Raw genomic sequence first — 20,237 nt, 5'->3', positions numbered from 1 at the left:
CCCGGATATCGGCTCAGGGGTTGAGCGATTCCTGGTAGCTGGGCTCGCGTTTCTTGATGTACGCGATGACCCGGTAGGTGATCGGCATGACGATGATCTCGGCAATCGTCTTCCACAGGAATCCGACGATGACATAGTTGATGAAGTCCGCCCAGGTGCTGATCCCGATGACCCCGGCCGCGATAGAGCAGAAGATGAGGGTGTCGAAGAATTCACCGACGATGGTCGAACCGATGAGGCGCGCCCAGAGGTGCTTCTCTTTGGTGCGCTCCTTGATGGCCACGAGCACGAGTGAATTGAGCATCTGGCCTACGAAATAGCCGGCCAACCCGGCCACGACCAACCGCGGAACCACACCGACGACGGTTTCCAGTGACTGCTGATTCTCGTAGAAGCTCGCGGCAGGAAGTTCGATGGTGATCCAGAAGCAGAGGGCGGCCAAAGTAATCGACCCGAAGCCGAGATAGATTGCGCGCCTCGTCGCCTTGAACCCGTACACCTCGCTGAGCACGTCGCCGAGGATGTACGCCAATGGGAAGAGGAAGAACGCCCCGTCCGTATTGATCGGGAGGATCTGGAGCGGGCCGAGGAAGACTTCGCTGTCACCGAAGAATGCGACGCCCTTGCTGGCCGACACATTCGAGATGATCAGTGTCGCCACGAACAGGGCAACGATTGTCGGATAGTAACCACGGCTCACGTGCGCGAACTGCGCTACGGTATCGGGTTCGTCTGGGGTCTGCGGAACTGTCACGTGCCCTATCCAAACACGCTCAATCCCCAGGTCCGAATCACTGCCGAGCCGATATCCCTTATGTCTCGAATATCCAGGGCGTGCGCGGCAGCGAGTTCGGATTCCAACGAGCCAGCAGTTCTGTCGTCGTGACAGGTTGGTTCGGGCCCGCCAACTCCAGTGACTGCGCCAGAACTGCCAGCACATCGTATGGGCCGAGGCCGAGCGCAGCTTGATCCTCGAGGGTCACCGCACCGTCGCGTTTGGCGAGCCGTTTCCCTGAAGAATTGATAGCAAGTGGTACATGAACGTAAGTGGGAGAGGGTAAGTGGAGTAGCGAGGCAAGGTATGCCTGACGGGGCGAGGACGGTAACAAGTCGTCACCACGCACAACCTGGTCGATACCTTGCTGGCCGTCGTCGACGACGACAGCAAGGTTGTATGCCGCCACGCCGTCCGCTCGGCGGAGCACGAAGTCGTCGACGAGCCCGTGAAATGGGCCGAGCAACGCGTCGTCGACAGAGAAATCGGTCACTTCGGACCGCAATCTCAATGCGGGAGGGCGCGACATCGACGCCTTCTCGGTCGAGGTGAGGTTTCGGCACGTCCCCGGGTACGCCCCGTCCGGCGCGTGCGGCGCCGATGCCGCCTCGAGAATCTCCTTACGGGTGCAGAAGCACTCGTAGGTCCGCCCCGACTCCTGCAGCGACGTGATCGCATCCTCGTACAACGCGGTGCGTTGAGACTGGCGGACGATCGCGCCGTCCCAGTCGAGGCCTATCGCCTGCAGATCGGCGAGCTGGCGCTTCTCGGCGCCGGGGCGGACGCGATCGAGATCCTCCATCCGCATCAGAAACTTCCGACCGGTCGATCGAGCGAACAACCAGGCCAGAAGTGCAGTGCGCAGATTTCCCAGGTGTAGATCTCCAGACGGACTGGGAGCGAAACGTCCTGCACCCGTGCTCATGAGACCACTCTAGTTTCGGTGCATCGATCGACGAAGCCCGGTAAGAGTAGAGCGATCGGTCAGGAAGTAGCTTCGGCTGCCAATCGACCCAGGGTGTCCGACAGCTGCTCCTTGGTGACGAGCGGGAACTTGACCTGCTCGAGCAGCTTCTTGTCGGTCACCTTCGACCAGTCGTAGGTGTGGCGCACCAAGGTCTCGTTCGGCCCCTGCGATTCCAGTTCCCACAGCCACTCCCATCCGGGAGGCTCCGTGCCCGCGGGCGCGGTCTTCCAGGCCAGCAACTTGTCTTTCGCGTATCCCGAAACATGGTTGTCGGTTTGGTAATCGCCGCCCATGTGATCGCCCGCCATGTTCATCGTGAACACTTCGCCGACCTTCTGGATCCGGTCGGCATGGTCCACGCCGCGAATGAAACCGGAGCCGTCGAGCGCTTGGTGACGCTCGGGATTGGACAGGACATCGAAGACTGCGTCGACGGGCGCCTCGATGGTGCGTTCGACTGTGATCTTTGCGTTGTCGGTCATACCTCCACCATGCCTAAGGTCTTTTCACTCGGCAACCCTGACTGCCCCTGGATGTCGACGTGACCGTTTCGGGTACGCGCACACTGGAACGATGAACAGTGCACACCGGGTTGCATGACCGTGAAGACATCGAGGCCGACTATGTGGAAAAAAGCGCGGGCCTACGCGCGTCGGATCGAGCTTCGCTACCGGCCGGTCCACCCGAGAACCCGTGCTGCATTGGACGCGAGATGGGCGGCCCTACCCGAGGCGGCACGAACACCGGCACAGACGCTCGGTCGGCATGCCGTCGGATGCGAGGGCACTCACGGAGTGTTTCCGAAGTGCAATCTCACGTGTAGCCCGTGCTACCACAGCGCCGATGCGAACAAAGTCCGCGTCGACGGCGAGCACACCCTCCGTGAGATAAAGGCGCAACTGAAGTTCCTGGCATCGCGCCGAGGCCCACGGGCACACGCACAGTTGATCGGCGGGGAGGTCAGCCTGCTGGACCCCGACGACCACGCTGCAGCGCTGCAGATCATGCGGGACTACGGGCGCGAGCCGATGTCGTTCACACACGGTGACTTCGACTACGAGTATCTGCGGGCGGTCGTCTTGGATCCCGACGGTAACGCCAGGTTCGGGCGAGTTTCCTTCGCTGCACATTTCGACAAGCTGATGCGTGGACGAAGCGGAATCCCTCGCCCACGAACGGAAGCCGAGCTCACGCCCTATCGTCGCCGATTCGCGGAGATGTTCACTCGGTTGAAAAGCGAACACGGCATTGCGTCTTATCTCGCGCACAACATGACCGTCACCCCCGACAACATCGACGAGGTTGCAGCTGTCGTGGGCGAAGTGGTGGACATGGGCGGTTATTCGATGGTCTCTTTTCAGCCTGCGGCCTTCGTCGGCGACGAGCGACGGTGGCACGGCGACTACCGCGAGATCGACATCGACACGGTCTGGGAGCAGATCGAACTCGGCATGGGGCAACCTATTTCGTACTCGGCGATCCAGTTCGGTGATCCGCGTTGTAACCGAACAGCTTTGGGGTTCATGGTCGGTCGTCGGTGGCATCCGTTTCTCGAGGTGACGTCGAAGGTCGAGGAGCGTGCCCGCGAAGAATTCTTCACCCATCTGGGGGGTGTGAACTTCGGCGGCTCGGGTTCGCCGGCCTTGGTTCTGAAATTGCTCCGGGTGCTGGTGGGTCATCCGCACGGTGTTGTCGTGGCGGTGAAGTGGGCTGCGAGCGTACTGCGGCGATGCGGCGGCCGAACGGTGGTTGTGGCTTTGCTCCGCAAGGAAGTACGCCCGATGACGTTCGTCGTGCATCGCTTCATGGATGCCGAGAATGTTTCTCCTGCATGGACGTTGATGCAGTCTGGGGTGGCAGCCACCGATCCCGTGATTCTCGAAACGCAGGAGCGGCTGGCAGCGTGCACCTATTCGATGGCGCATCCCGAGACCGGTGCACTGGTGCCGGCGTGTGTACAACATTCGGTGCTCGATCCGGGGGAGAACCAGGAACTGCGCCGCTTGCTTCCCTTGACGGTGGCACGTCCGCCCGGATGCTGTGGCTGAGGATCAGCGAAAGACCACAGCCCTCGCCTCGGGCGGAATCTCCAATGAAATTTCCTCGCCCACCCGCGTCGTCGCTCCCGCGGGTAGTTCGACCTTGACGGTGACCCCGCTGATCGTCACATCGGCGATGCTGCGGAAACCGATCGGACGTAGGGCCGACACCACACCGTGAACCTCGGAAGTGTCGACTACACGGATCATTTCGTGGCGGAGTAACAAAACGGCCCGACCGTCACCGAAGGCAACATCGACCTCGAAATCCCCTATCGCGGAATAGTGAACCCCACTTTCCAGATGCCCGTCGATCTCGTTGATCCCGCCCATGAGCCGGTTGACCGCCAGCGTGCTGGGTCGGGTGTAGGCGGATGCGACATCGGAATGGTGCTGCAGTTCGCCGTCGATGAGTACGGCTACCGAATCGGCCAGTGCCGCAGCTTCTTGTTGGTCGTGAGTGACGAGTACGAGCGTTTGGTCGAGTTCGGTGCGGATCTCCCGAACGAGGTCGTGCATCTCCGTCCGCAGGAGGGGATCGAGTGCGCTGAACGGCTCGTCGAGGAGCAGCACCCGCGGTGAACCGGCGAGGGATCTGGCCAACGCCACTCGTTGTGCTTGACCACCCGAGATATCGGATACCGATCGATCACCGATATCGCCGAGATGAACCAGATCGAGATATCGACGTGCGCGCTCGCGGGCGTGGCGTCGGGTCTGGCCTGCGGCACGGTAGGCGAAACCGATGTTGTCGACGACGGACATGTGCGGAAAGAGCATCGGGCGTTGAAACACCATCCCGACGCCACGTTCCTCGGCCGGGATCTCGGTGATGTCGACGCCATCGATGCAGACGGTTCCCGCCGATGGCTTATCGAGGCCGGCGATCAACCGCAGTGCGGTGCTCTTCCCAGAGCCGGACGGGCCGAGTATTACTGTGCACGAACCTGGACGAACAGTCAGATTCAACGATGTCAATGCCGAACTCTTTTGGCCCGGATGAACTTTGGTGAGTCCGTGAACCGATAGCTCGACACTCATCGGGCAGCCCGCCTTCCGAGTCGCGAAAGCAGAATGACGAGCACCAGAGGGGGCAGCACGGCTGCGATCGACAGGGCCGCCACGACGGCGTCGTTTCCGGTGCCCGCAGCGAACGAGGCCACCAATATCGGCACCGTCACCAGCCTGCCGCCGCCGACCAGCAGCGTGATCACATAATCGCTCCATCCCACGAGAAAGGCCAGCAGAGCGGCGCCGGACAAGGCTGGTGCCAACAATGGAATCCTTATCTGTCGCAGGACCATCGACTTCGAGGCACCCAACAATCTTGCTTCCTCTTCGTACCCGGGGTCGTAGGCACCGAACGCCACCCGCATCAAGTATGTGGTGTAAGGGATCGCTGCCACGGTGAGCAGCACGACCACGGCCAGGGTGCTCGGAATTCGCGCGCGCAGTATCAACACATTCAATCCCAGCGCCACCGCGAAGGGCGGTAGTGCCAGTGGAGCGAACAGTATTGCCGCGACAATGCCAGGGAAGTGCACATTCCCCCGCGCGAGGGCCCGGGCCGCGAATGCTCCCAACGGCGTTGCGACCGCGGCGACAGTCAGGGCGAGACCCGTAGACCTCACGAAGGCTTCTATCCCGCCGGACGCGACGGCGCTGCGCACTCCGTCCACTCCCCATTCCTGTGGCAGCACAGCGGGAAAAGACCACTGATTGCTCACCGCCCACACAGCTACCGGGATGAGGGGTAGTACGAACCAGACAACCAGAAGTGCCCGTCCCGCAGGCCGCACCGCCGTCATTTCCAGACCGCCGATCTACGGAGATAGTTGAGCGCCACCGCGGCCACGACAATCGCCAGTGCGGCGGCGACCATCGCTGCGGCCGCAGCTTGGGGGCGGGCAGCGAGGTCGATGGAGGTGAACAATCGAATTGCCATGACGGACAACGGCTCCGGATAGGGGCGGCCGAGGATTCGTGCTACTTCGTAGGATCCGACGATATACGTGAAGGTAATCGCCGCCGACGCCGTCAACGCGGGACGCACCAACGGCAGGGTGACCAGACGAAAACGAGCCCATCTTCCCGCCCCGAGCGTCGCAGCAGTCTCGTCGAATCCTGCCACCCGAGTTGCCAGGGTGCCCGCCACGACGATGGCGACGAAAGCCGATTCCTTCCAGGCGTATTCGAGTGCGACGGCAATCCACCAGCGCCCACCCACCAGCTCCGGCCATCCGCCATCGGTGAGCCCGAAGATGCGCGGGAGTAGTCCCGAGTCGGTGAGCAGCAAACCCATGGCGGCCGCACCGATCAGATGGGGTACGGCCAACGTCAGCGCCGCGGCGATCAACACCGTTCGGTTACCGGACAGCACCGTCGATGCTGCTGCAAGACCGATCAATGTAGCCAGCACAGTCGAGACTGTCGCAACGGCAAGAGTGAGCGCGAGAGAACTCCAGAGATCTCCACCGAGGGCAGAATAGGCATCGAGGGTGAGTGCGGGCCGTCCCACCAGAGGCATCAGACCGAGACTTTGCAGCAGGGCAGCTCCGAGGCCACCGCCGACCACCAGTAAAACCGGAATCACCGCTGGAAGCACCCAGAGGGTGCTGCGTACCTTTCGCTGGCTCACTGCCCCGCGAGAACGGATCGCCGCCACCCCTCGTCCAGCGGCGTGACCCACTCCGCGGCCAGTTCGGGATGAGCGTTGGCCGAGAGTTCCTCGTATGGCGGGAGGACAGGGGAGGCCGGGAGCGCCTCGAACTGCGCCCTGACTTCCGGTGTCAGGCGGGAAGTGTCCAGCACTGTGAACTGGCCCCATACATCTGGTTCGGATTTGGCGAGCTGCTGCTCCGGTGACAGTGCGATGTTGGCGACGACCTGCGCTGCCGCGGACTGCCCCGACGTCGACGGGATCGCCAGGAAGCTCGCGTTGCCGACGGTGCCCTCATCGAGAGCCAGGACGCGCGTCTCGGGGGGATAGGTGCCGTCGGCGACAAGTTGTGGCAGCGTCGCGGGCCCATAGGTCATGGTCATGTCCACCTGCCCGCCGGCGTACAGGTCGTCGAGTTCGCTCGATGATTGCGGATACGTGGTGCCCCCGCGCCAGAGCGACGGTGCAAGGGCGTTCAGCCGATCGAACACGGCCGGCGAGAGAGAATCGTAGGTGTCCTGATCGAACTGGGCGGGCACCTTCTCGACGCCACCGGACTGGTTCACCAGTGCCTCGCGGACGAATACCGAACCGGTGAAATCCGGGGGCGCAGGATAGGTGAAGCGGCCGGGGTTGGCCTCGGCCCAGTCGAATACTTCGTCCAAAGTGCGGGGCGGGTCCGCTATTGCCGCCGAGTTGTAGACGAGCGTGAACTGCGCCTTGTGCCAGGGTGCTTCGCAGTTGTTCACCGGCGTACCGAAATCGCTGCTCAGCAGCGGGTCCTCGGGGTCCGTGTACTCCATGTTCGGTAGATTCTGTGTCCAATTGCAGAGCCACGCGCCTGCCTGCTGACCGGTCCCGAAATTTGCACCGTTGACCCACACCAGGTCGACCTCTCCATCGGTGACACCTGCTTGCCGCTCGGAGAGAATCCGGTTGACGGCGTCGGTGGTGGATTCGACGGGCACACGACGCAGCGTGACCCCTGCGGCTGCGGCGGCGGGGGTGAGGACGTTGTCGACGTACGTATTGCCCTGTTCGTCACCGCCGTACATCCACAGTGAGACTGTTTTCCCCTGCGCTTGCTGTTCGATCTCGCTCCAGGACAGTTCCTCGGCGACCGGCGCGTCGGACGACGGGGCTGCGCACGAGGACAGGACCAACCCCACGCTCGCGGCAACCACCAGGGCCGCGAACGCGTACTTTCTCGGTCGACGGGTATGAGATCGAGAAAACAACGTGGGCCTCCTGGTCCGAGGATGCAGACAGAGTCGACGCTGCCTGATCCACGGTAATCGGTCGAATCCGGTGATAGGGGAACACACTGGGGTAGTCGAGGACTTCCCGTCGTAGAAGAACTGTTTTGTGTGTCGAGCACGAGAGGTAGCAATTGTGAATCAGGACCCCCGACCGGCACGTAGCCGCTCCACCGCGATCAAGCTGGCAGCTGCTGCCGCCGTGATCATGGTGGTCGTCATCGTGGCCGCGACTGTGGACCTTCCGGATCCGGAGTCGATCCGAACCCTGGTCGCGGACGCAGGTGCGTGGGGGATCGTTGCGTTCGTAATTCTGTATGTCGTGCTGTCGGCGACGCCGTTCCCAGCGAGCGCCCTCACCATCGCTTCCGGATTGCTGTTCGGGTTGGCGGTCGGTGCAACGGTGGTGGTCGTGGCTGCAACGGGAGGCGCCTATGTGGGTTATTGGGCGGCGCGTGCGCTCGGCCGTGGATCGGTTGCACGCTCGGAGTGGGGCAAGCTCCGCAGGCTGGACGCCATGCTCGGGCGACGCGGTTTGATGTCGGTGTTCATCGTCCGCTTGATCCCAGTGTTCCCATTTTCGGTCGTCAACTACGCGGCGGGTATCAGCGCCGTGGGCCAGCGTGATTACCTGATCGGCACGGCGGTCGGCATCATCCCGGCCACCGTCGGTTTCACCGCACTCGGCGCGTACGGAACCTCTCCGCTGTCCTGGCCGTTCGCCGCTGCGCTGGTGGCCGTCCTCGTGATCGGCGTCGGGTCGTCGTTGGCTGCCAAACGTCTCGGCCTGAAGAGTGACCCGGAATCGAACGGCCCACATCTCGACGACATCGCGGCTCCATGATCGACAACTACCTGCGTCGCAAGCTCGAGGGGCCGCTGGATCGGTGTGCTCGGATCCTCGACGTCAGCCAAATCACGCCGGACCGAATTACTGCTGTCGGTCTGCTGCTGGGACTGGGCAGCGCAGTCGCAGCCGGACTACAGTTCTGGCTCCTCGCGTTGGCCCTGTGGATCCTCTCGCGCCTGGCCGACGGACTCGATGGACCACTGGCCCGTAGACGACTCCGCGGTGGCGGACCCACCTCCGGTGCGGGCGGGTTCTTCGACATCACAGCGGATTTCACCGTCTACGGGGCAACGGTCGTGGGCGTCGCGGTCGGCGCGTCGGCAGGTTACGACGCCCCGTGGTGGCCATTTCTACTGGTGTTGCTGGCCTACTACATCAACGGCACAGCATTTCTTGCGTTCTCGTCCATCGCTGAAAGAACGGGCAGAACACTCGACGACGGCCGCTCGCTGTCATTTCTGGGCGGGTTGGCCGAAGGAGCGGAAACGATTGCCGTGCACAGTCTCTGGTTGTTGTTTCCCGCAGTGTCGTGGCAGATCGCAACGGTATGGGCGGCGGTGGTAGCGATCAGCTCGGGTCAACGCATCATTGCCGGCTACCGCGCTCTCTCCTGACGATCCACCTACCTCGGGCTTTCGCGAGAGTGTGCAGCGCTCGAGATACGACAGGAGTGCTCAACTGTGAACGGACGTCGCCGACCGCAGCGTTCCACGGCCCGTCGTTGTACGTCGGATAGGGGTGGGTGGCACCGGCGAGATCGCGAGTGCGCAGGCCCTGCCTGACGGCGAGAATCAGTTCGCCGATGGTTTCGCCCGCCCGTGGCCCCACCACGCTGGCACCGACGATGCGGTGCTTACCGTCGAGTACCAGCGTCGTGAAACCGGTGGTTTTGCCCTCGGTGACCGCGCGGTCGACGTCTTCGTGCCCGAGTGTCTGCAATCGCAACCCGGGGATACGCTTCGCCGTGCGCACATCGATTCCTGCCGAAGCGATTTCGGGATCGGTGAAGGTGACGCGCGGAGTGCCGGTCTTGTCGATCTTTCGGAGCACACCGAGTACGGCGTTGCTCGCCGCGAGGCTGCCGTGCATCCCTGCCACGTGAGTGAACTGTGGGTGACCGGTCAGATCTCCGGCGGCCCAGATGCGGGGATTGGTGGTGCGGAGATGATCGTCCACCACGACGTAACCGCGTTCTTCGAGTGACACTCCGGCCGATTCCAGGCCCAGGGCAACGGTCCTCGGAGTACGTCCGGTGGCGACGAGGACTTGGTCGAACGTGCACGTGAGACCGGTATCGGTGAGGGCTTCCCCGTCGTCGATTCGGGTGACCGTCGTCGAGGTCAGAATGTGCACTCCCTCATCGGTGAGCGCTGCGGACAGTACTGCCGATGCCGAAGCGTCCTCCCTCGGAAGAATGGTCTCGGCCCGACCGACGAGGGTGACATCCGAGCCGAGTCGGGCAAAGGCCTGAGCCATTTCGCAGCCGACGGTGCCGGCCCCGATGATGAGTAGTCGTTCCGGCAGCGACGTCAGGGACCACAGCGTCTCGCTGGTGAGGTAGTCCGTCGTGTCCAATCCTGAGATCGGCGGTATCGATGGACTGGCACCGGTGGTGATGATGGCCTGGCCGAAATGCAAGGACCCCGATCCGACGGCCACGGTTCCGGGTCCGGTGAATACGGCATCACCGGCGACGACGGTTACCCCCGCTCCGGTGAGCGCTTCCGGAGAATCGATCGGGGCGATCTCGGCGATGGCGCGGGAAACGTGCGCCATGACACGGGGGAAGTCCACGCGCGGCTCACCGGCGTCGATCCCGAAGCTGCGCGCGTCCCGGATCGTGGCGGCTGTCGATGCCGCCGCCAGCAGTGCCTTGGACGGCACGCACCCGGTCCATAGGCAGTCACCGCCGGGCCGCTCCCGCTCGATCAGCACCACGCGTACGCCGAATCCCGCCGCAGTCTTGGCTGCGACGATGCCAGCTGTTCCGCCGCCCACCACGACGACATCGGCTTCGGTCGGCATCGAACTCATGTCAGGTCGCCTCGGGTAAGTCGATCCACGAATTTTCGAGCATGTTCGACGCTCGTCGCGTCGGGCATCGTTCGTACGGTCCAGCGGGCCAACGCCCCGTCGATCTGCCGGAACTCGTCCTCTGCGGCCCGGCACCTGGCACACACAGCCAAGTGAGCCTCGATCCTGCGCACTTCGAACGGATCGAGGTGGGCCGCCGGATCGGCGTCGAGATAACGCTGTAGCCGTCGAGCCGACCAATGGCAGGTCAGCATCATTCGCGCGGTCTTGATCATGGCTTTCCCTTTCCAGTGGCAGAGGCGAATGTGGGCCGAAGGTGGCGTCGAACCCGATCACGGGCTCGGCTCAGTCGCGACATCACCGTCCCGACCGGGACGCCCAGAACATTCGCTGCCTCGGCGTAGGTCAGTTGATCGACGTCGATCAGCAATAGAACAGTCCGAAATTTCGGGTCCAGCGACCCGACTGCTCGCTCGAGGTCGTCGGACAAGATGGATGTCATGACTCTCTCCTCGGTTCCGAGTTCCTCGACGCCGAACGCGGGCCGGGTGGACAGGTAGTCGCCGAGCTCGGCGAATGTGTCGGGCCGTTGCCGTCGGTGCATGTTCATATTTGTGTTGCGCAGGATGGTCAGCAACCAGGCTCGAGGGTGGCGCCCGTCGAAGCTATCGACGCTGCGCCACGCACGTATGAGCGTCTCCTGCACGAGGTCCTCGGCTTGCGAGGGTCCAGTCAACGTGGCCGCAACGCGCAGGAGCACCTCGATCTCCGGTTCGACGTAGAGACGAAAATTACGTGCCTGAGCGTCGTTGACGGCGTCGGATTCTGTTTCGGGCACAGCTATGGAACCCTTCGAGTGTCCTGCGGTGTTCCCATAGCGACAGAGTGTGCCCTGCAGACTTCGACGAAATGGACCGACCGATGAAGAAGCCGACGCCGTACACGATTTCGGCGCGCATGTACGACGTCATTTCCTTCGAGTGGCCGATCTATCGCGCTGGTCGCACGGCAGCGATCGATCTGATGGCACTTCCAGCGGGCAGCCATGTTCTCGACATCGGCTGCGGAACCGGCCTCAACTTTGCTTTGCTTCAGCGCCGGATCGGGCCGGCAGGTTCGATCACCGGAGTCGATGCCAGCCCGCAGATGCTCGAGCAGGCCAGACGCCGCGCTACCTCAGCTGGGTGGGAGAACGTCAACCTCGTCGCAGCCGACGCCACCGCACTCGGTTCGGTGGACCTGGGACATCACGTTCCCTTCGATGCGGCTATCAGTACCTACGCGTTGTCGCTGATGGCTCGGTGGGAGGTTGCACTCGACGCGATGATCTCCGCCACCCGGACGGGGGGAGCGGTGGCCGTCGTAGACATGCAGAAACCGGTCGGACGCGCAGAACTATGGACACCGCTGGCGCGCCTGGCGTGCCGACTCGGTGGATCCGACATCGACGCTCACCCCTGGACTGCAATGCCCGCTCGGTTGGATGCAATGAAAACGGCATCGGTGCGCGGCGGTCACATCCAGGTGCGCGTCGGGTCGGTTCCCTCGGCGACCGCCGGCGGTGGTCATTTCTTCTGACGTCGGCTACCGGCGTGCCAGTCTTGCTGCGTACCGACTTCGTCCTCCGCTACACCCAGAGCCTTCAGTTGGGGAAGCTCACGCATGCTGCGCTTCATTTCGGCGAACCCTGGGAAGCGTGCGAGTCCGATCACGTTGTCCCACAGAGGTACTGCATCTTCGTCACTGGGTAGTCTGCTGATCACCGGGCCGAAGAATGCAACTCCGTCCGGAGGCTCGAAGGCAATGATCGGTGTGCCGACGTCCTTGCCGGTCAGCGAGAGCGCATGGTCGGTTTCGGCACGAATTTCCTCGTCCAACGAGGAATCATCCAGTGCGCCGGTGTGCCGAGTCGGCAAGCCCAGTTGTTCGAGGATCGGTGCCAGGAACGCCGCGGTGCCGCGATAACCGTGGCTCGCAGCGTCATCGGGCACCACATCGGTATCGAATATCTGCGTACCGAGTGCGGCATACAGTGGCCCGATCGCAGCGGGCCCGTGCTCGCGCCGAATGTCTGCGGCGGCTCTCAGCAGTCGTAGACCTGCGGTGTGGCCGGCCTCGTACTCAGGTGGAAAGTGGGACGCGTAGTCGATGTGAGAATTGAGCAGGCGCAGGGAGATGAATCGCCAGTCGACCGTGTAATCACGCTGCGCCTGCACCTTACGAACCCATTTGCTGGTCATCCATGCGAACGGGCACACCGGATCGAAATAGAAGTCGATATCGGACATCGAGGGATCCTCCCTGTCAGACGGAAACTCTGTGTGCACGACGGTATACGCCGGGCGCACTTCGTACCCCCGCACAGACGGTCATCACTCGGCCAGGCCCAACAGCGCCGGACGCTGCTCGTCGACGATGGTTCGGATCGCTTCCACGAGCGCCGCGACTTCGGGGCGGCGCAGTGTCTCACTACGTGTGACGAGCCAGTACGTGAGCCGAACAGTGACAGCGTCGTGCAAGATTCGGACGAGGTCGTCGTGGCGATCGGCCATGAAGCACGGCAGCAAACCGATACCTGCTGCCGCGCGAGTGGCCTCGACGTGGACGAAAACATTGGTGGAGGTCACCGATTCGCGCATCGTCGGAGTGAAACTCGGGGCCAGATCCAGGTCGTCCACCTGCAGCATCGAGTCGATGAAGTAGATGAACGGGTGGGCGGACAATTCATCGAGATTCTGCGGAGTCCCGTGCTCGTCGAAGTATGCGCGCGAGCCGTACAACCCGAGGCGATAGTCACCGAGACGGAAAGCCTGTGCGCGATGGACCTGGGGCTCGCCGACGACGACCTCGATATCGAGCCCGGACCGCTGCTGAGACGCTCGACGGGTCGTCGCAACGATTTCGACGGCCACGTTGGGATTGCGGCGCTGCACCCGAGCCGCGGCCGGGGCGATGATGTACGCGCTGAACCCGTCCGTTGCCGAAATTCTGACGACTCCTTCGAGTGACTCGGCAGCGTCACCGCGCGTCACCAATCCCCGCACCACCGATTCGACGGCTTCCGCTGCGGCCAGCGCTCGACGCCCGAGCTCGGTCAGCTCCCACCCGCCTGAGCCCCTGGTGAGAACGCGACCCCCGAGCGTCGATTCGAGGACGGCGATGCGCCTCGAGATGGTCGTGTGGTTGACGTCCAGCTCAGCGGCGGCAGAACTGTAGCGACCGGTCCGCCCGACGGCCAGGAGCACCAGAAGGTCGTCGGCACTCGGTAGTCGACCGGCCGAGGATGACGTCATCTCTGCATATTTGCAGATCGCACCTGCGTTCTTGGCTATTGCATCGCAATTGCTCTGCACCAATACTCGAGATACCCAGCATGTGTGCGAGCCGTCACAGTCGGTACGCCGCGCATGCCGAATCACACGAGGAGTGCCAATGAGCGTGGACGAACGATCGCACAGCGGTCCAGATCCGGACGCAGCCCCGACCGGGCTCAAGAAGGTCGTTGCCGCGTCGATGGCAGGCACGATCGTCGAGTGGTACGAGTTTTTCCTCTACGGCACTGCAGCGACGCTGGTGTTCTCGAAGATCTTCTTCGCCGCGGGCACCAGCGAGCTCGACGCGATCCTGGCTGCCTTCGTCACCTATGCCGTCGGATTCGTGGCTCGCCCGCTCGGCGGCATCGTCTTCGGACACTACGGGGACAAGTACGGCCGAAAGAAGTTGCTGCAGTTCAGTCTTGTGCTCGTCGGCGGTGCGACATTCCTCATGGGTTGCCTCCCGACCTTCAACCAGATCGGCTATTGGGCCCCCGCGCTTCTCGTGCTGCTTCGATTCATCCAGGGCTTCGCAGTCGGTGGCGAATGGGGTGGCGCGGTTCTTCTTGTGGCAGAACACAGTCCGAACAAGAGTCGCGGATTTTGGGCCAGCTGGCCGCAGGCCGGGGTGCCCGCCGGAAACCTTCTCGCTACCGTCGTCCTTCTCGTCCTGACCACAACGCTGTCCGACGCAGCCTTCCTCAGCTGGGGATGGCGTGTCGCATTCTGGCTCTCTGCCGTCATCGTTTTCGTCGGCTACTACATTCGCACCAAGGTCACCGATGCCCCGATCTTCCTAGAGGCACAGAAGCAGGCCGAGGTCATCAAGGCCGCGTCGTACGGCGTCTTCGAGGTCGTAAAGCGTTACCCGCGTGGCGTTCTCACTGCGATGGGTCTTCGGTTCGGCGAAAACGTCATGTACTACCTCGTCGTCACGTTCACCATCACCTACCTCAAAGTCGAGGTCGGCACCGACACCCAGACGATCCTGTGGTGGATGCTCGCAGCTCATGCCGTCCACTTCGCCGTCATTCCGCTGGTAGGACGTCTAGCCGACCGAATCGGTCGACGGCCGGTCTACCTGTTCGGTGCACTGACCGCCGGCACGTGGGGCTTCTTCGCATTCCCGATGTTCAACAGCGGGCACAACGCCGTCATCATGCTCGCCATCATCATCGGCCTGGTCTTCCACGCCTTCATGTACGCCACCCAGCCGGCGATCATGGCCGAAATGTTCCCGACGCGTATGCGTTACTCCGGCGTCTCCCTGGGCTATCAGGTCACCTCGATCGTCGCCGGCTCACTGGCGCCGATCATCGCAGTGTTCTTGCTGAACAGGTACGGATCCTCGGTCCCGATTGCGTGGTACCTGGCCGGTGCGTGCACCATCACGCTGGTTGCGGTCATCGCTGCCCGTGAGACAAAGGGTCTTGCGCTGGAGTCCATCGATATCGCAGATGCCAAAAACCTTGCAACCGAGGCAGAACTGGCCAAAGCAGGACTGAAGTGACGGACCTGACCGGGAGGTCCGCACTCGTCACCGGTGGGGCAGGCGGCATCGGTGCAGCGTGTGCCCGGATGCTCGCGGATCGGGGCGCGAGAGTCACCATCGCCGACGTCGACGAAGTCGCGGCGAAGGAGTTGGCATCGGAACTGCACGGGGAGTCGTGGGCGGTGGACCTATCGGACGTCGCGGCTCTGGAGAACCTCACTCTCGACACCGACATTCTGATCAACAACGCCGGCATACAGACCGTCTCGGCGATAGTCGATTTCGATCCAACGGCATTTCGTCGGATTCAGACGCTGATGGTCGAAGCGCCCTTCCTTCTCGTCCGAGCCGCGTTGCCGCACATGTACTCTCGTGGATTCGGCCGAATCGTGAACATTTCCTCTGTGCACGGCCTACGTGCCTCTGCATTCAAAGTTGCCTACGTCACGGCCAAACACGGGCTCGAAGGACTGTCGAAAGTCACCGCGCTCGAAGGTGGCCCGCATGGAGTGACAAGCAACTGCGTCAATCCGGGCTACGTCCGAACCCCGCTGGTCGAGAAACAGATCACCGATCAGGCTGCCGCGCATGGTATTCCGAAAGAAGAGGTGCTCCAACAGGTCATGCTGGCCGAGAGCGCGATCAAACGGCTCGTCGAACCGTCGGAAGTTGCCTCGTTGGTCGGATGGCTGACGTCCGCGGACGCGGGCATGGTCACCGGTGCGTCCTACACCATGGACGGTGGGTGGTCGGCGAAGTAGTTCGCCACCACCACCACCGGCTTGTGTCCGCCCCACCAGTTGGTGTTCACCACCACCGCCACCACCACCACCGGCTTGAATGGACCCCTCCAGCTATTTGATCGTATGAATGGTTCATTCAAGCGATGGGTGAGGCGCTTTCAGACCTCCCGACCCAACTGGGCGAGCACCTTTCTCTGGCGATCGGCCGACTCCGGCACCTCGACGGCCGGACCGCACACTCCCTCCATTCGAATGTTGTCGCCAATCTGCTCGATGAACGCTTCGACGAAGTCGAGGTCCTGGTCGGCGATGGTTGCGTCGACGCCCGCCGGGTGCGCGATGTCCCACGCGTGAACGATCAAGTCCAGGCTGTAGAACGACCCGATCGACGACGCTAGATCGGTTTTCCCGAAATGTCCGTCGTACTCGAGGTTCGCGCGGGCCGGGTCGTCGAGAATGTCCTGCATGCCGTCGCGGGTGTGGGCCCAGGCGGTGGCTGGATTGTCGTCCGCCGATGGGCCGTCGGGAATGGAGAGGCCGACGGGTTCGAGTGCGCCCTTCTCGGTGTCGACGAGGTGTTTCACAACGTCACGGATGCTCCAGCCCGCACAGGTAGAGGCGATATCCCACTTGTCGGACGGCACTGCCTCGATGCGGCGAGTAAGTACGCCTGCGAGGCGGCGATAGCGGTCGGCGGTCGATTCCGGCGTTGTCATGCGGCCGATTCTCCCAACATTCACCCTCGCCGGGGATCGAATATCGGAATGCGTAGGAGACGGGGCGCGCGGACCTGCACCGATATGAAGAAAGCCCCTGCAACCAAACGGTTGCAGGGGCTTCTCTGCGGAGGATAGGGGATTTGAACCCCTGAGGGCGTTAACCCAACCCGCGTTCCAGGCGAGCGCCATAGGCCACTAGGCGAATCCTCCGTGTGGAAGCGTACCGGATAACCCCCTCCAGATCCCAAACGGGCTCCGGTGAGGGCCACCGAAACGGCACGGCCGCCAGTGTGGTTACACTCTTCAATGGATCCCGCGCGGCGCGCATCCTGTGAACTCCCCCAGGGCCGGAAGGCAGCAAGGGTCAATGGGCTCTGCCGGGTGCGCGGGGTCCCCTTTACTTTCAAGGGACCAGATTTCGAGCCCCGACACCGAGAGGGAAGCTCCACATGCCAGCGCAAACCCAAATGGGGTTGATGAGCCATGAGGAGCTCGTCTCCGAGCACGAGCGTCAGTCTGCCAAGTACCAGCAGCTCGAGAACGAGAACCTTGCACTCGACCTCACCAGAGGGAAGCCGTCGCCCGAGCAGCTCGATCTTGCTGCCGGCCTGCTGACGCTTCCCGGCGAGGACTACCGCGACGGCAATGGAACCGACTGCCGCAACTACGGAGGCCTCGCAGGTCTTCCCGAGTTACGAGCAATCTTCGGTGAAATCCTCGGCATTCCGGTGAAGAATCTCCTGGCCGGTAACAATGCGAGCCTCGAAATCATGCACGACCTGGTTGTGTGGGCCCTGCTGCACGGTCTTACCGATTCGCCGCGGCCTTGGTCGGCCGAGCCCAATATCCGCTTCCTGTGCCCGGCGCCCGGATACGACCGGCACTTCGCGATCGCCGAGAGCTTCGGCATCGACATGATCGCAGTCCCGATGCTTCCCGACGGTCCCGACATCAACGAGATCACCCGTCTCGTCTCGTCGGATCCGCAGATCAAGGGCATGTGGGCGGTTCCGAACTACTCGAACCCCACGGGGGCCGTGTACTCCGAGGAAGTAGTGCGAGCGTTGGCATCCATGCCGACTGCCGCCCCAGACTTCCGCCTGTTCTGGGACAACGCTTACGCCGTGCATCCGCTGGTGGAAGAATTCGCCCCGTCCCACGACATTCTCGGGTGGGCGGCCGAAGCCGGATACCCGAATCGTCCGTTCGTACTGGCGTCGACGTCGAAGATCACGTTCGCCGGTGCGGGTGTCAGCTTCTTCGGCAGCTCGGACGAGAATCTCGCGTGGTACCAAAAGCATTTGGGTAAGAAGAGCATCGGTCCGGATAAGCTGAATCAGCTTCGGCACCTGCGGTTCTTCGGCGACGCCGACGGTGTCCGTGCCCACATGGCCAAGCATCGGGACATCCTTGCACCGAAGTTCGCGCTCGTCGGTCAGATCCTCGAAGACCGGCTCGGTGCGTCGAAGATCGCGTCGTGGACGGAGCCGAAGGGTGGCTACTTCATCTCCCTCGACGTGCTCGAGGGCACCGCGGCTCGCTCGATCGCATTGGCGAAGAACGCCGGTATCGCGTTGACGGGAGCGGGTTCGGCATTCCCGTACGGAAACGATCCCGAGGACCGAAACATCCGGCTCGCTCCGAGCTTCCCGTCCTTGGACGATCTGCAGAAGTCGATGGACGGGGTCGCGACGTGCGTTTTGCTCGCCGCGACCGAAAAGCTCCTCGACAGGTAAATGGAATACGCCCGAGAGGGCGTATTCCATTCAGGCTGCAACGAAGTCGCTCAGTGACCGATCACTACCGCGCCTTCTGGTGCTTCGGCGAGTAGGCCCGGTCGCAACAGGAACCCGGTGATGACCGCGCCCAGCACGAAGATCCCACTCGCCCACCAGAACGTCGTTGTGTAGCTGGCGAGTTCGGCGTTGGCCTGCAGTGCCGCCGCACTCGATGCGCTAGCCACATTGTCTGTGACGTACGTGGCTGCTGCGCTCGCTGCGATGGTACTGAGCAATGCCGTACCGATCGAGCCGCCGATCTGCTGCATGGTGTTGACCGTGGCGGAGGCGACGCCCGAGTCGTCGAGATTCACCCCGGAGATCGCACTCTGAAAGGCCGGAGCCATGGAGGCGCCGAGTCCGAGGCCCATGATGATCAACCCGGGCAGAATGTGCATCGGGTAGGTGCTGTCCAGTGAAACCTGAGTCAGGAGACTCATTCCGACCCCGGCAACCAGCAGGCCCGTCGGTATCAGGACCCGGGGTCCGAATCGCGGCAGGATCACTCCCGTCGACACCGTTGCGGTGAGGATCAACGCGCCGATCATCGGCATGAAAGCGAATCCGGTAGTGATCGGTGTGTAGCCGAGTGTGCTCTGCATGTAATAGGTGAGGAAGAGGAACACTGCGAACATGCCTGCCCCGGTGACGAACACTGCGAGGAACGATCCAGCGCGTGTCCGGTCGAGGATGATGCGCAGTGGCAGCAGAGGATGCGCGACGCGTCGCTGCAGGACGACGAACACGCCGAGCAATGCTGTACCGATGATCAGGAACGCGAGGGTGACCGTGTTACCCCAGCCGTCGGATTCTGCGTGTGCGAAACCGTAGACGATGGCGAACAGCGCGGCCGAGACTGTGACTGTTCCCGGAATGTCGAGCTTGGGCCTGGTGGTGACCGCATGCTTGGCCAGCAGGATGAATCCGGCGACGAACGCCACCCCGGCGAAGATCAGGTTGACGTAGAGACTCCAACGCCAGGTCGCCCACTCGGTCAGTATGCCGCCGAGCAACAGGCCCAACGCGCCACCGCCACCGGCGATTGCACCGAAGATGCCGAATGCTTTCGCACGCTCCTTCGGGTCCGTGAACGTGGTTGCCAGCAGCGACAGTGCCGCCGGTGCGAGAAGTGCACCGAATACGCCCTGGCCTGCGCGAGCTGCGACGAGCATTCCGAAGTTCACCGATGCGCCCCCGACCGCGGACATGAGGGCGAAGCCGACGAGCCCGACGAGGAAGGTGTTGCGACGACCGAACAGATCGCTGAGTCGGCCGCCGAGGAGCAGGAGACTGCCGAAGGCCAGCGCGTAGGCGGTGATGATCCAGGAACGGTTGCTGTTGTCGAAGCCGAGATCGAGCTGGGCCGCCGGCAACGCGATGTTCACGATGGTCGCGTCCAGCACGACCATGAGCTGAGCCAGGCCGAGGGTGGCGAGAACCAGCCAGCGAACGCGATGTGATTTTGCGTCAGCAGTTTCTTCCGAGGCCGGTGACGTCGATGTCTCGACGCTATCCGAAGACAATGCGGTCATATTCGTCCTTCTGTCGGCTATGCGGAGGTGTACTCTCCGGTTATCGACCAAAGGTAGCAGCTAAGCGGAGGTCAATCCT

Annotated in this window: 21 protein-coding genes, 1 tRNA gene and 1 other RNA gene; 8 read left to right on the top strand and 15 right to left on the bottom strand. The window is 62.8% G+C overall.

Annotated features, from left to right (window positions below):
• Nucleotides 1–13: 13 nt before the first annotated feature.
• The 3 genes from BJD99_RS05205 to BJD99_RS05195 are packed head-to-tail and all read right to left on the bottom strand — an operon-like array spanning nt 14 to nt 2,224.
• Nucleotides 14–754: a queuosine precursor transporter gene (locus BJD99_RS05205; RefSeq protein ID WP_084345708.1), complete on the bottom strand. Its 741-nt coding sequence runs from the start codon at nt 752–754 to the stop codon at nt 14–16.
• A gap of 58 nt (nt 755–812) precedes the next feature.
• Nucleotides 813–1,700, bottom strand: a complete 888-nt coding sequence (gene gluQRS, locus BJD99_RS05200) for a tRNA glutamyl-Q(34) synthetase GluQRS (protein ID WP_084345707.1) — start codon at nt 1,698–1,700, stop codon at nt 813–815.
• 59 nt (nt 1,701–1,759) lie between these two features.
• Nucleotides 1,760–2,224 (bottom strand): SRPBCC family protein, encoded by a 465-nt coding sequence (locus tag BJD99_RS05195; RefSeq protein WP_084345706.1) that lies wholly within the window; start codon nt 2,222–2,224, stop codon nt 1,760–1,762.
• 114 nt (nt 2,225–2,338) lie between these two features.
• On the opposite strand from BJD99_RS05195, the gene BJD99_RS05190 reads away from it, so the two are divergent.
• Nucleotides 2,339–3,790, top strand: coding sequence for a radical SAM domain-containing protein (locus tag BJD99_RS05190; protein ID WP_084345705.1), 1,452 nt, complete (start codon nt 2,339–2,341; stop codon nt 3,788–3,790).
• Nucleotides 3,791–3,793: 3 nt separating this feature from the next.
• Here the strand turns inward: BJD99_RS05190 and BJD99_RS05185 are convergent, their stop codons facing one another.
• Genes BJD99_RS05185 through BJD99_RS05170 form a run of 4 tightly spaced genes read right to left on the bottom strand, consistent with a single transcriptional unit; the run spans nt 3,794 to nt 7,678 of the window.
• Nucleotides 3,794–4,822, bottom strand: a complete 1,029-nt coding sequence (locus tag BJD99_RS05185; protein ID WP_084345704.1) for an ABC transporter ATP-binding protein — start codon at nt 4,820–4,822, stop codon at nt 3,794–3,796.
• Nucleotides 4,819–5,589 carry an ABC transporter permease gene (locus BJD99_RS05180; protein WP_084345703.1) on the bottom strand — a complete coding sequence of 257 codons (771 nt, stop codon included), beginning with the start codon at nt 5,587–5,589 and terminating at the stop codon, nt 4,819–4,821. The genes BJD99_RS05185 and BJD99_RS05180 overlap by 4 nt, the downstream gene beginning before the upstream one ends.
• Nucleotides 5,586–6,419 carry an ABC transporter permease gene (locus tag BJD99_RS05175; protein WP_256895498.1) on the bottom strand — a complete coding sequence of 278 codons (834 nt, stop codon included), beginning with the start codon at nt 6,417–6,419 and terminating at the stop codon, nt 5,586–5,588. The genes BJD99_RS05180 and BJD99_RS05175 overlap by 4 nt, the downstream gene beginning before the upstream one ends.
• A complete protein-coding gene (locus BJD99_RS05170) occupies nt 6,416–7,678 on the bottom strand; it encodes an ABC transporter substrate-binding protein (RefSeq protein WP_256895497.1) in 1,263 nt (420 codons plus the stop codon). The genes BJD99_RS05175 and BJD99_RS05170 overlap by 4 nt, the downstream gene beginning before the upstream one ends.
• A gap of 154 nt (nt 7,679–7,832) precedes the next feature.
• On the opposite strand from BJD99_RS05170, the gene BJD99_RS05165 reads away from it, so the two are divergent.
• Both BJD99_RS05165 and BJD99_RS05160 read left to right on the top strand, forming a co-directional pair.
• Complete coding sequence (locus BJD99_RS05165; protein WP_256895496.1) at nt 7,833–8,540, top strand: TVP38/TMEM64 family protein; 708 nt, start codon at nt 7,833–7,835, stop codon at nt 8,538–8,540.
• On the top strand, nt 8,537–9,160 hold the full coding sequence (locus tag BJD99_RS05160) for a CDP-alcohol phosphatidyltransferase family protein (protein WP_084345702.1): 624 nt from the start codon (nt 8,537–8,539) through the stop codon (nt 9,158–9,160). The genes BJD99_RS05165 and BJD99_RS05160 overlap by 4 nt, the downstream gene beginning before the upstream one ends.
• Here the strand turns inward: BJD99_RS05160 and BJD99_RS05155 are convergent.
• From BJD99_RS05155 to BJD99_RS05145, 3 genes are read right to left on the bottom strand one after another with little or no spacing between them, the layout of a single operon-like run.
• The gene (locus BJD99_RS05155; RefSeq protein WP_084345701.1) at nt 9,132–10,580 is read right to left on the bottom strand and encodes an NAD(P)/FAD-dependent oxidoreductase; all 1,449 of its coding nucleotides are present in this window, start codon (nt 10,578–10,580) and stop codon (nt 9,132–9,134) included. The genes BJD99_RS05160 and BJD99_RS05155 overlap by 29 nt on opposite strands.
• A complete protein-coding gene (locus tag BJD99_RS05150; RefSeq protein WP_084345700.1) occupies nt 10,577–10,855 on the bottom strand; it encodes a zf-HC2 domain-containing protein in 279 nt (92 codons plus the stop codon). Before BJD99_RS05150 ends, BJD99_RS05155 begins: the two co-directional genes overlap by 4 nt.
• Nucleotides 10,852–11,418, bottom strand: a complete 567-nt coding sequence (locus BJD99_RS05145) for an RNA polymerase sigma factor (RefSeq protein WP_084345699.1) — start codon at nt 11,416–11,418, stop codon at nt 10,852–10,854. The genes BJD99_RS05150 and BJD99_RS05145 overlap by 4 nt, the downstream gene beginning before the upstream one ends.
• Nucleotides 11,419–11,501: 83 nt before the next feature.
• On the opposite strand from BJD99_RS05145, the gene BJD99_RS05140 reads away from it, so the two are divergent.
• On the top strand, nt 11,502–12,158 hold the full coding sequence (locus BJD99_RS05140; RefSeq protein ID WP_084345919.1) for a class I SAM-dependent methyltransferase: 657 nt from the start codon (nt 11,502–11,504) through the stop codon (nt 12,156–12,158).
• Here BJD99_RS05140 and BJD99_RS21230 read toward each other — a convergent pair.
• On the bottom strand, nt 12,146–12,868 hold the full coding sequence (locus BJD99_RS21230) for a hypothetical protein (RefSeq protein WP_084345918.1): 723 nt from the start codon (nt 12,866–12,868) through the stop codon (nt 12,146–12,148). The two genes, BJD99_RS05140 and BJD99_RS21230, sit on opposite strands and share 13 nt — an antisense overlap.
• Nucleotides 12,869–12,952: 84 nt before the next feature.
• Nucleotides 12,953–13,873 (bottom strand): LysR family transcriptional regulator, encoded by a 921-nt coding sequence (locus tag BJD99_RS05130; protein WP_084345917.1) that lies wholly within the window; start codon nt 13,871–13,873, stop codon nt 12,953–12,955.
• 139 nt (nt 13,874–14,012) lie between these two features.
• On the opposite strand from BJD99_RS05130, the gene BJD99_RS05125 reads away from it, so the two are divergent.
• Both BJD99_RS05125 and BJD99_RS05120 read left to right on the top strand, forming a co-directional pair.
• Complete coding sequence (locus BJD99_RS05125) at nt 14,013–15,404, top strand: MFS transporter (protein WP_084345698.1); 1,392 nt, start codon at nt 14,013–14,015, stop codon at nt 15,402–15,404.
• On the top strand, nt 15,401–16,147 hold the full coding sequence (locus BJD99_RS05120; RefSeq protein WP_084345697.1) for a 3-hydroxybutyrate dehydrogenase: 747 nt from the start codon (nt 15,401–15,403) through the stop codon (nt 16,145–16,147). The genes BJD99_RS05125 and BJD99_RS05120 overlap by 4 nt, the downstream gene beginning before the upstream one ends.
• A 140-nt stretch (nt 16,148–16,287) precedes the next feature.
• Here the strand turns inward: BJD99_RS05120 and BJD99_RS05115 are convergent, their stop codons facing one another.
• Both BJD99_RS05115 and BJD99_RS05110 read right to left on the bottom strand, forming a co-directional pair.
• Nucleotides 16,288–16,845, bottom strand: a complete 558-nt coding sequence (locus BJD99_RS05115) for a TIGR03086 family metal-binding protein (RefSeq protein WP_084345696.1) — start codon at nt 16,843–16,845, stop codon at nt 16,288–16,290.
• 128 nt (nt 16,846–16,973) lie between these two features.
• A tRNA-Ser gene (locus BJD99_RS05110) sits at nt 16,974–17,058 on the bottom strand.
• A gap of 95 nt (nt 17,059–17,153) precedes the next feature.
• On the opposite strand from BJD99_RS05110, the gene ffs reads away from it, so the two are divergent.
• Nucleotides 17,154–17,248: signal recognition particle sRNA small type (gene ffs / locus BJD99_RS05105), an RNA gene on the top strand.
• A 49-nt stretch (nt 17,249–17,297) separates the two neighbouring features.
• Complete coding sequence (locus tag BJD99_RS05100) at nt 17,298–18,584, top strand: aminotransferase class I/II-fold pyridoxal phosphate-dependent enzyme (protein WP_084345695.1); 1,287 nt, start codon at nt 17,298–17,300, stop codon at nt 18,582–18,584.
• 50 nt (nt 18,585–18,634) lie between these two features.
• Here the strand turns inward: BJD99_RS05100 and BJD99_RS05095 are convergent, their stop codons facing one another.
• A complete protein-coding gene (locus tag BJD99_RS05095; protein WP_084345694.1) occupies nt 18,635–20,158 on the bottom strand; it encodes an MFS transporter in 1,524 nt (507 codons plus the stop codon).
• Nucleotides 20,159–20,237 lie beyond the last annotated feature (79 nt).

It is taken from the genome of Rhodococcus sp. 1163 (assembly GCF_002091985.1).
Lineage (GTDB): Bacteria > Actinomycetota > Actinomycetes > Mycobacteriales > Mycobacteriaceae > Rhodococcoides.
This window is presented reverse-complemented; position numbering and strand designations above follow the sequence as displayed.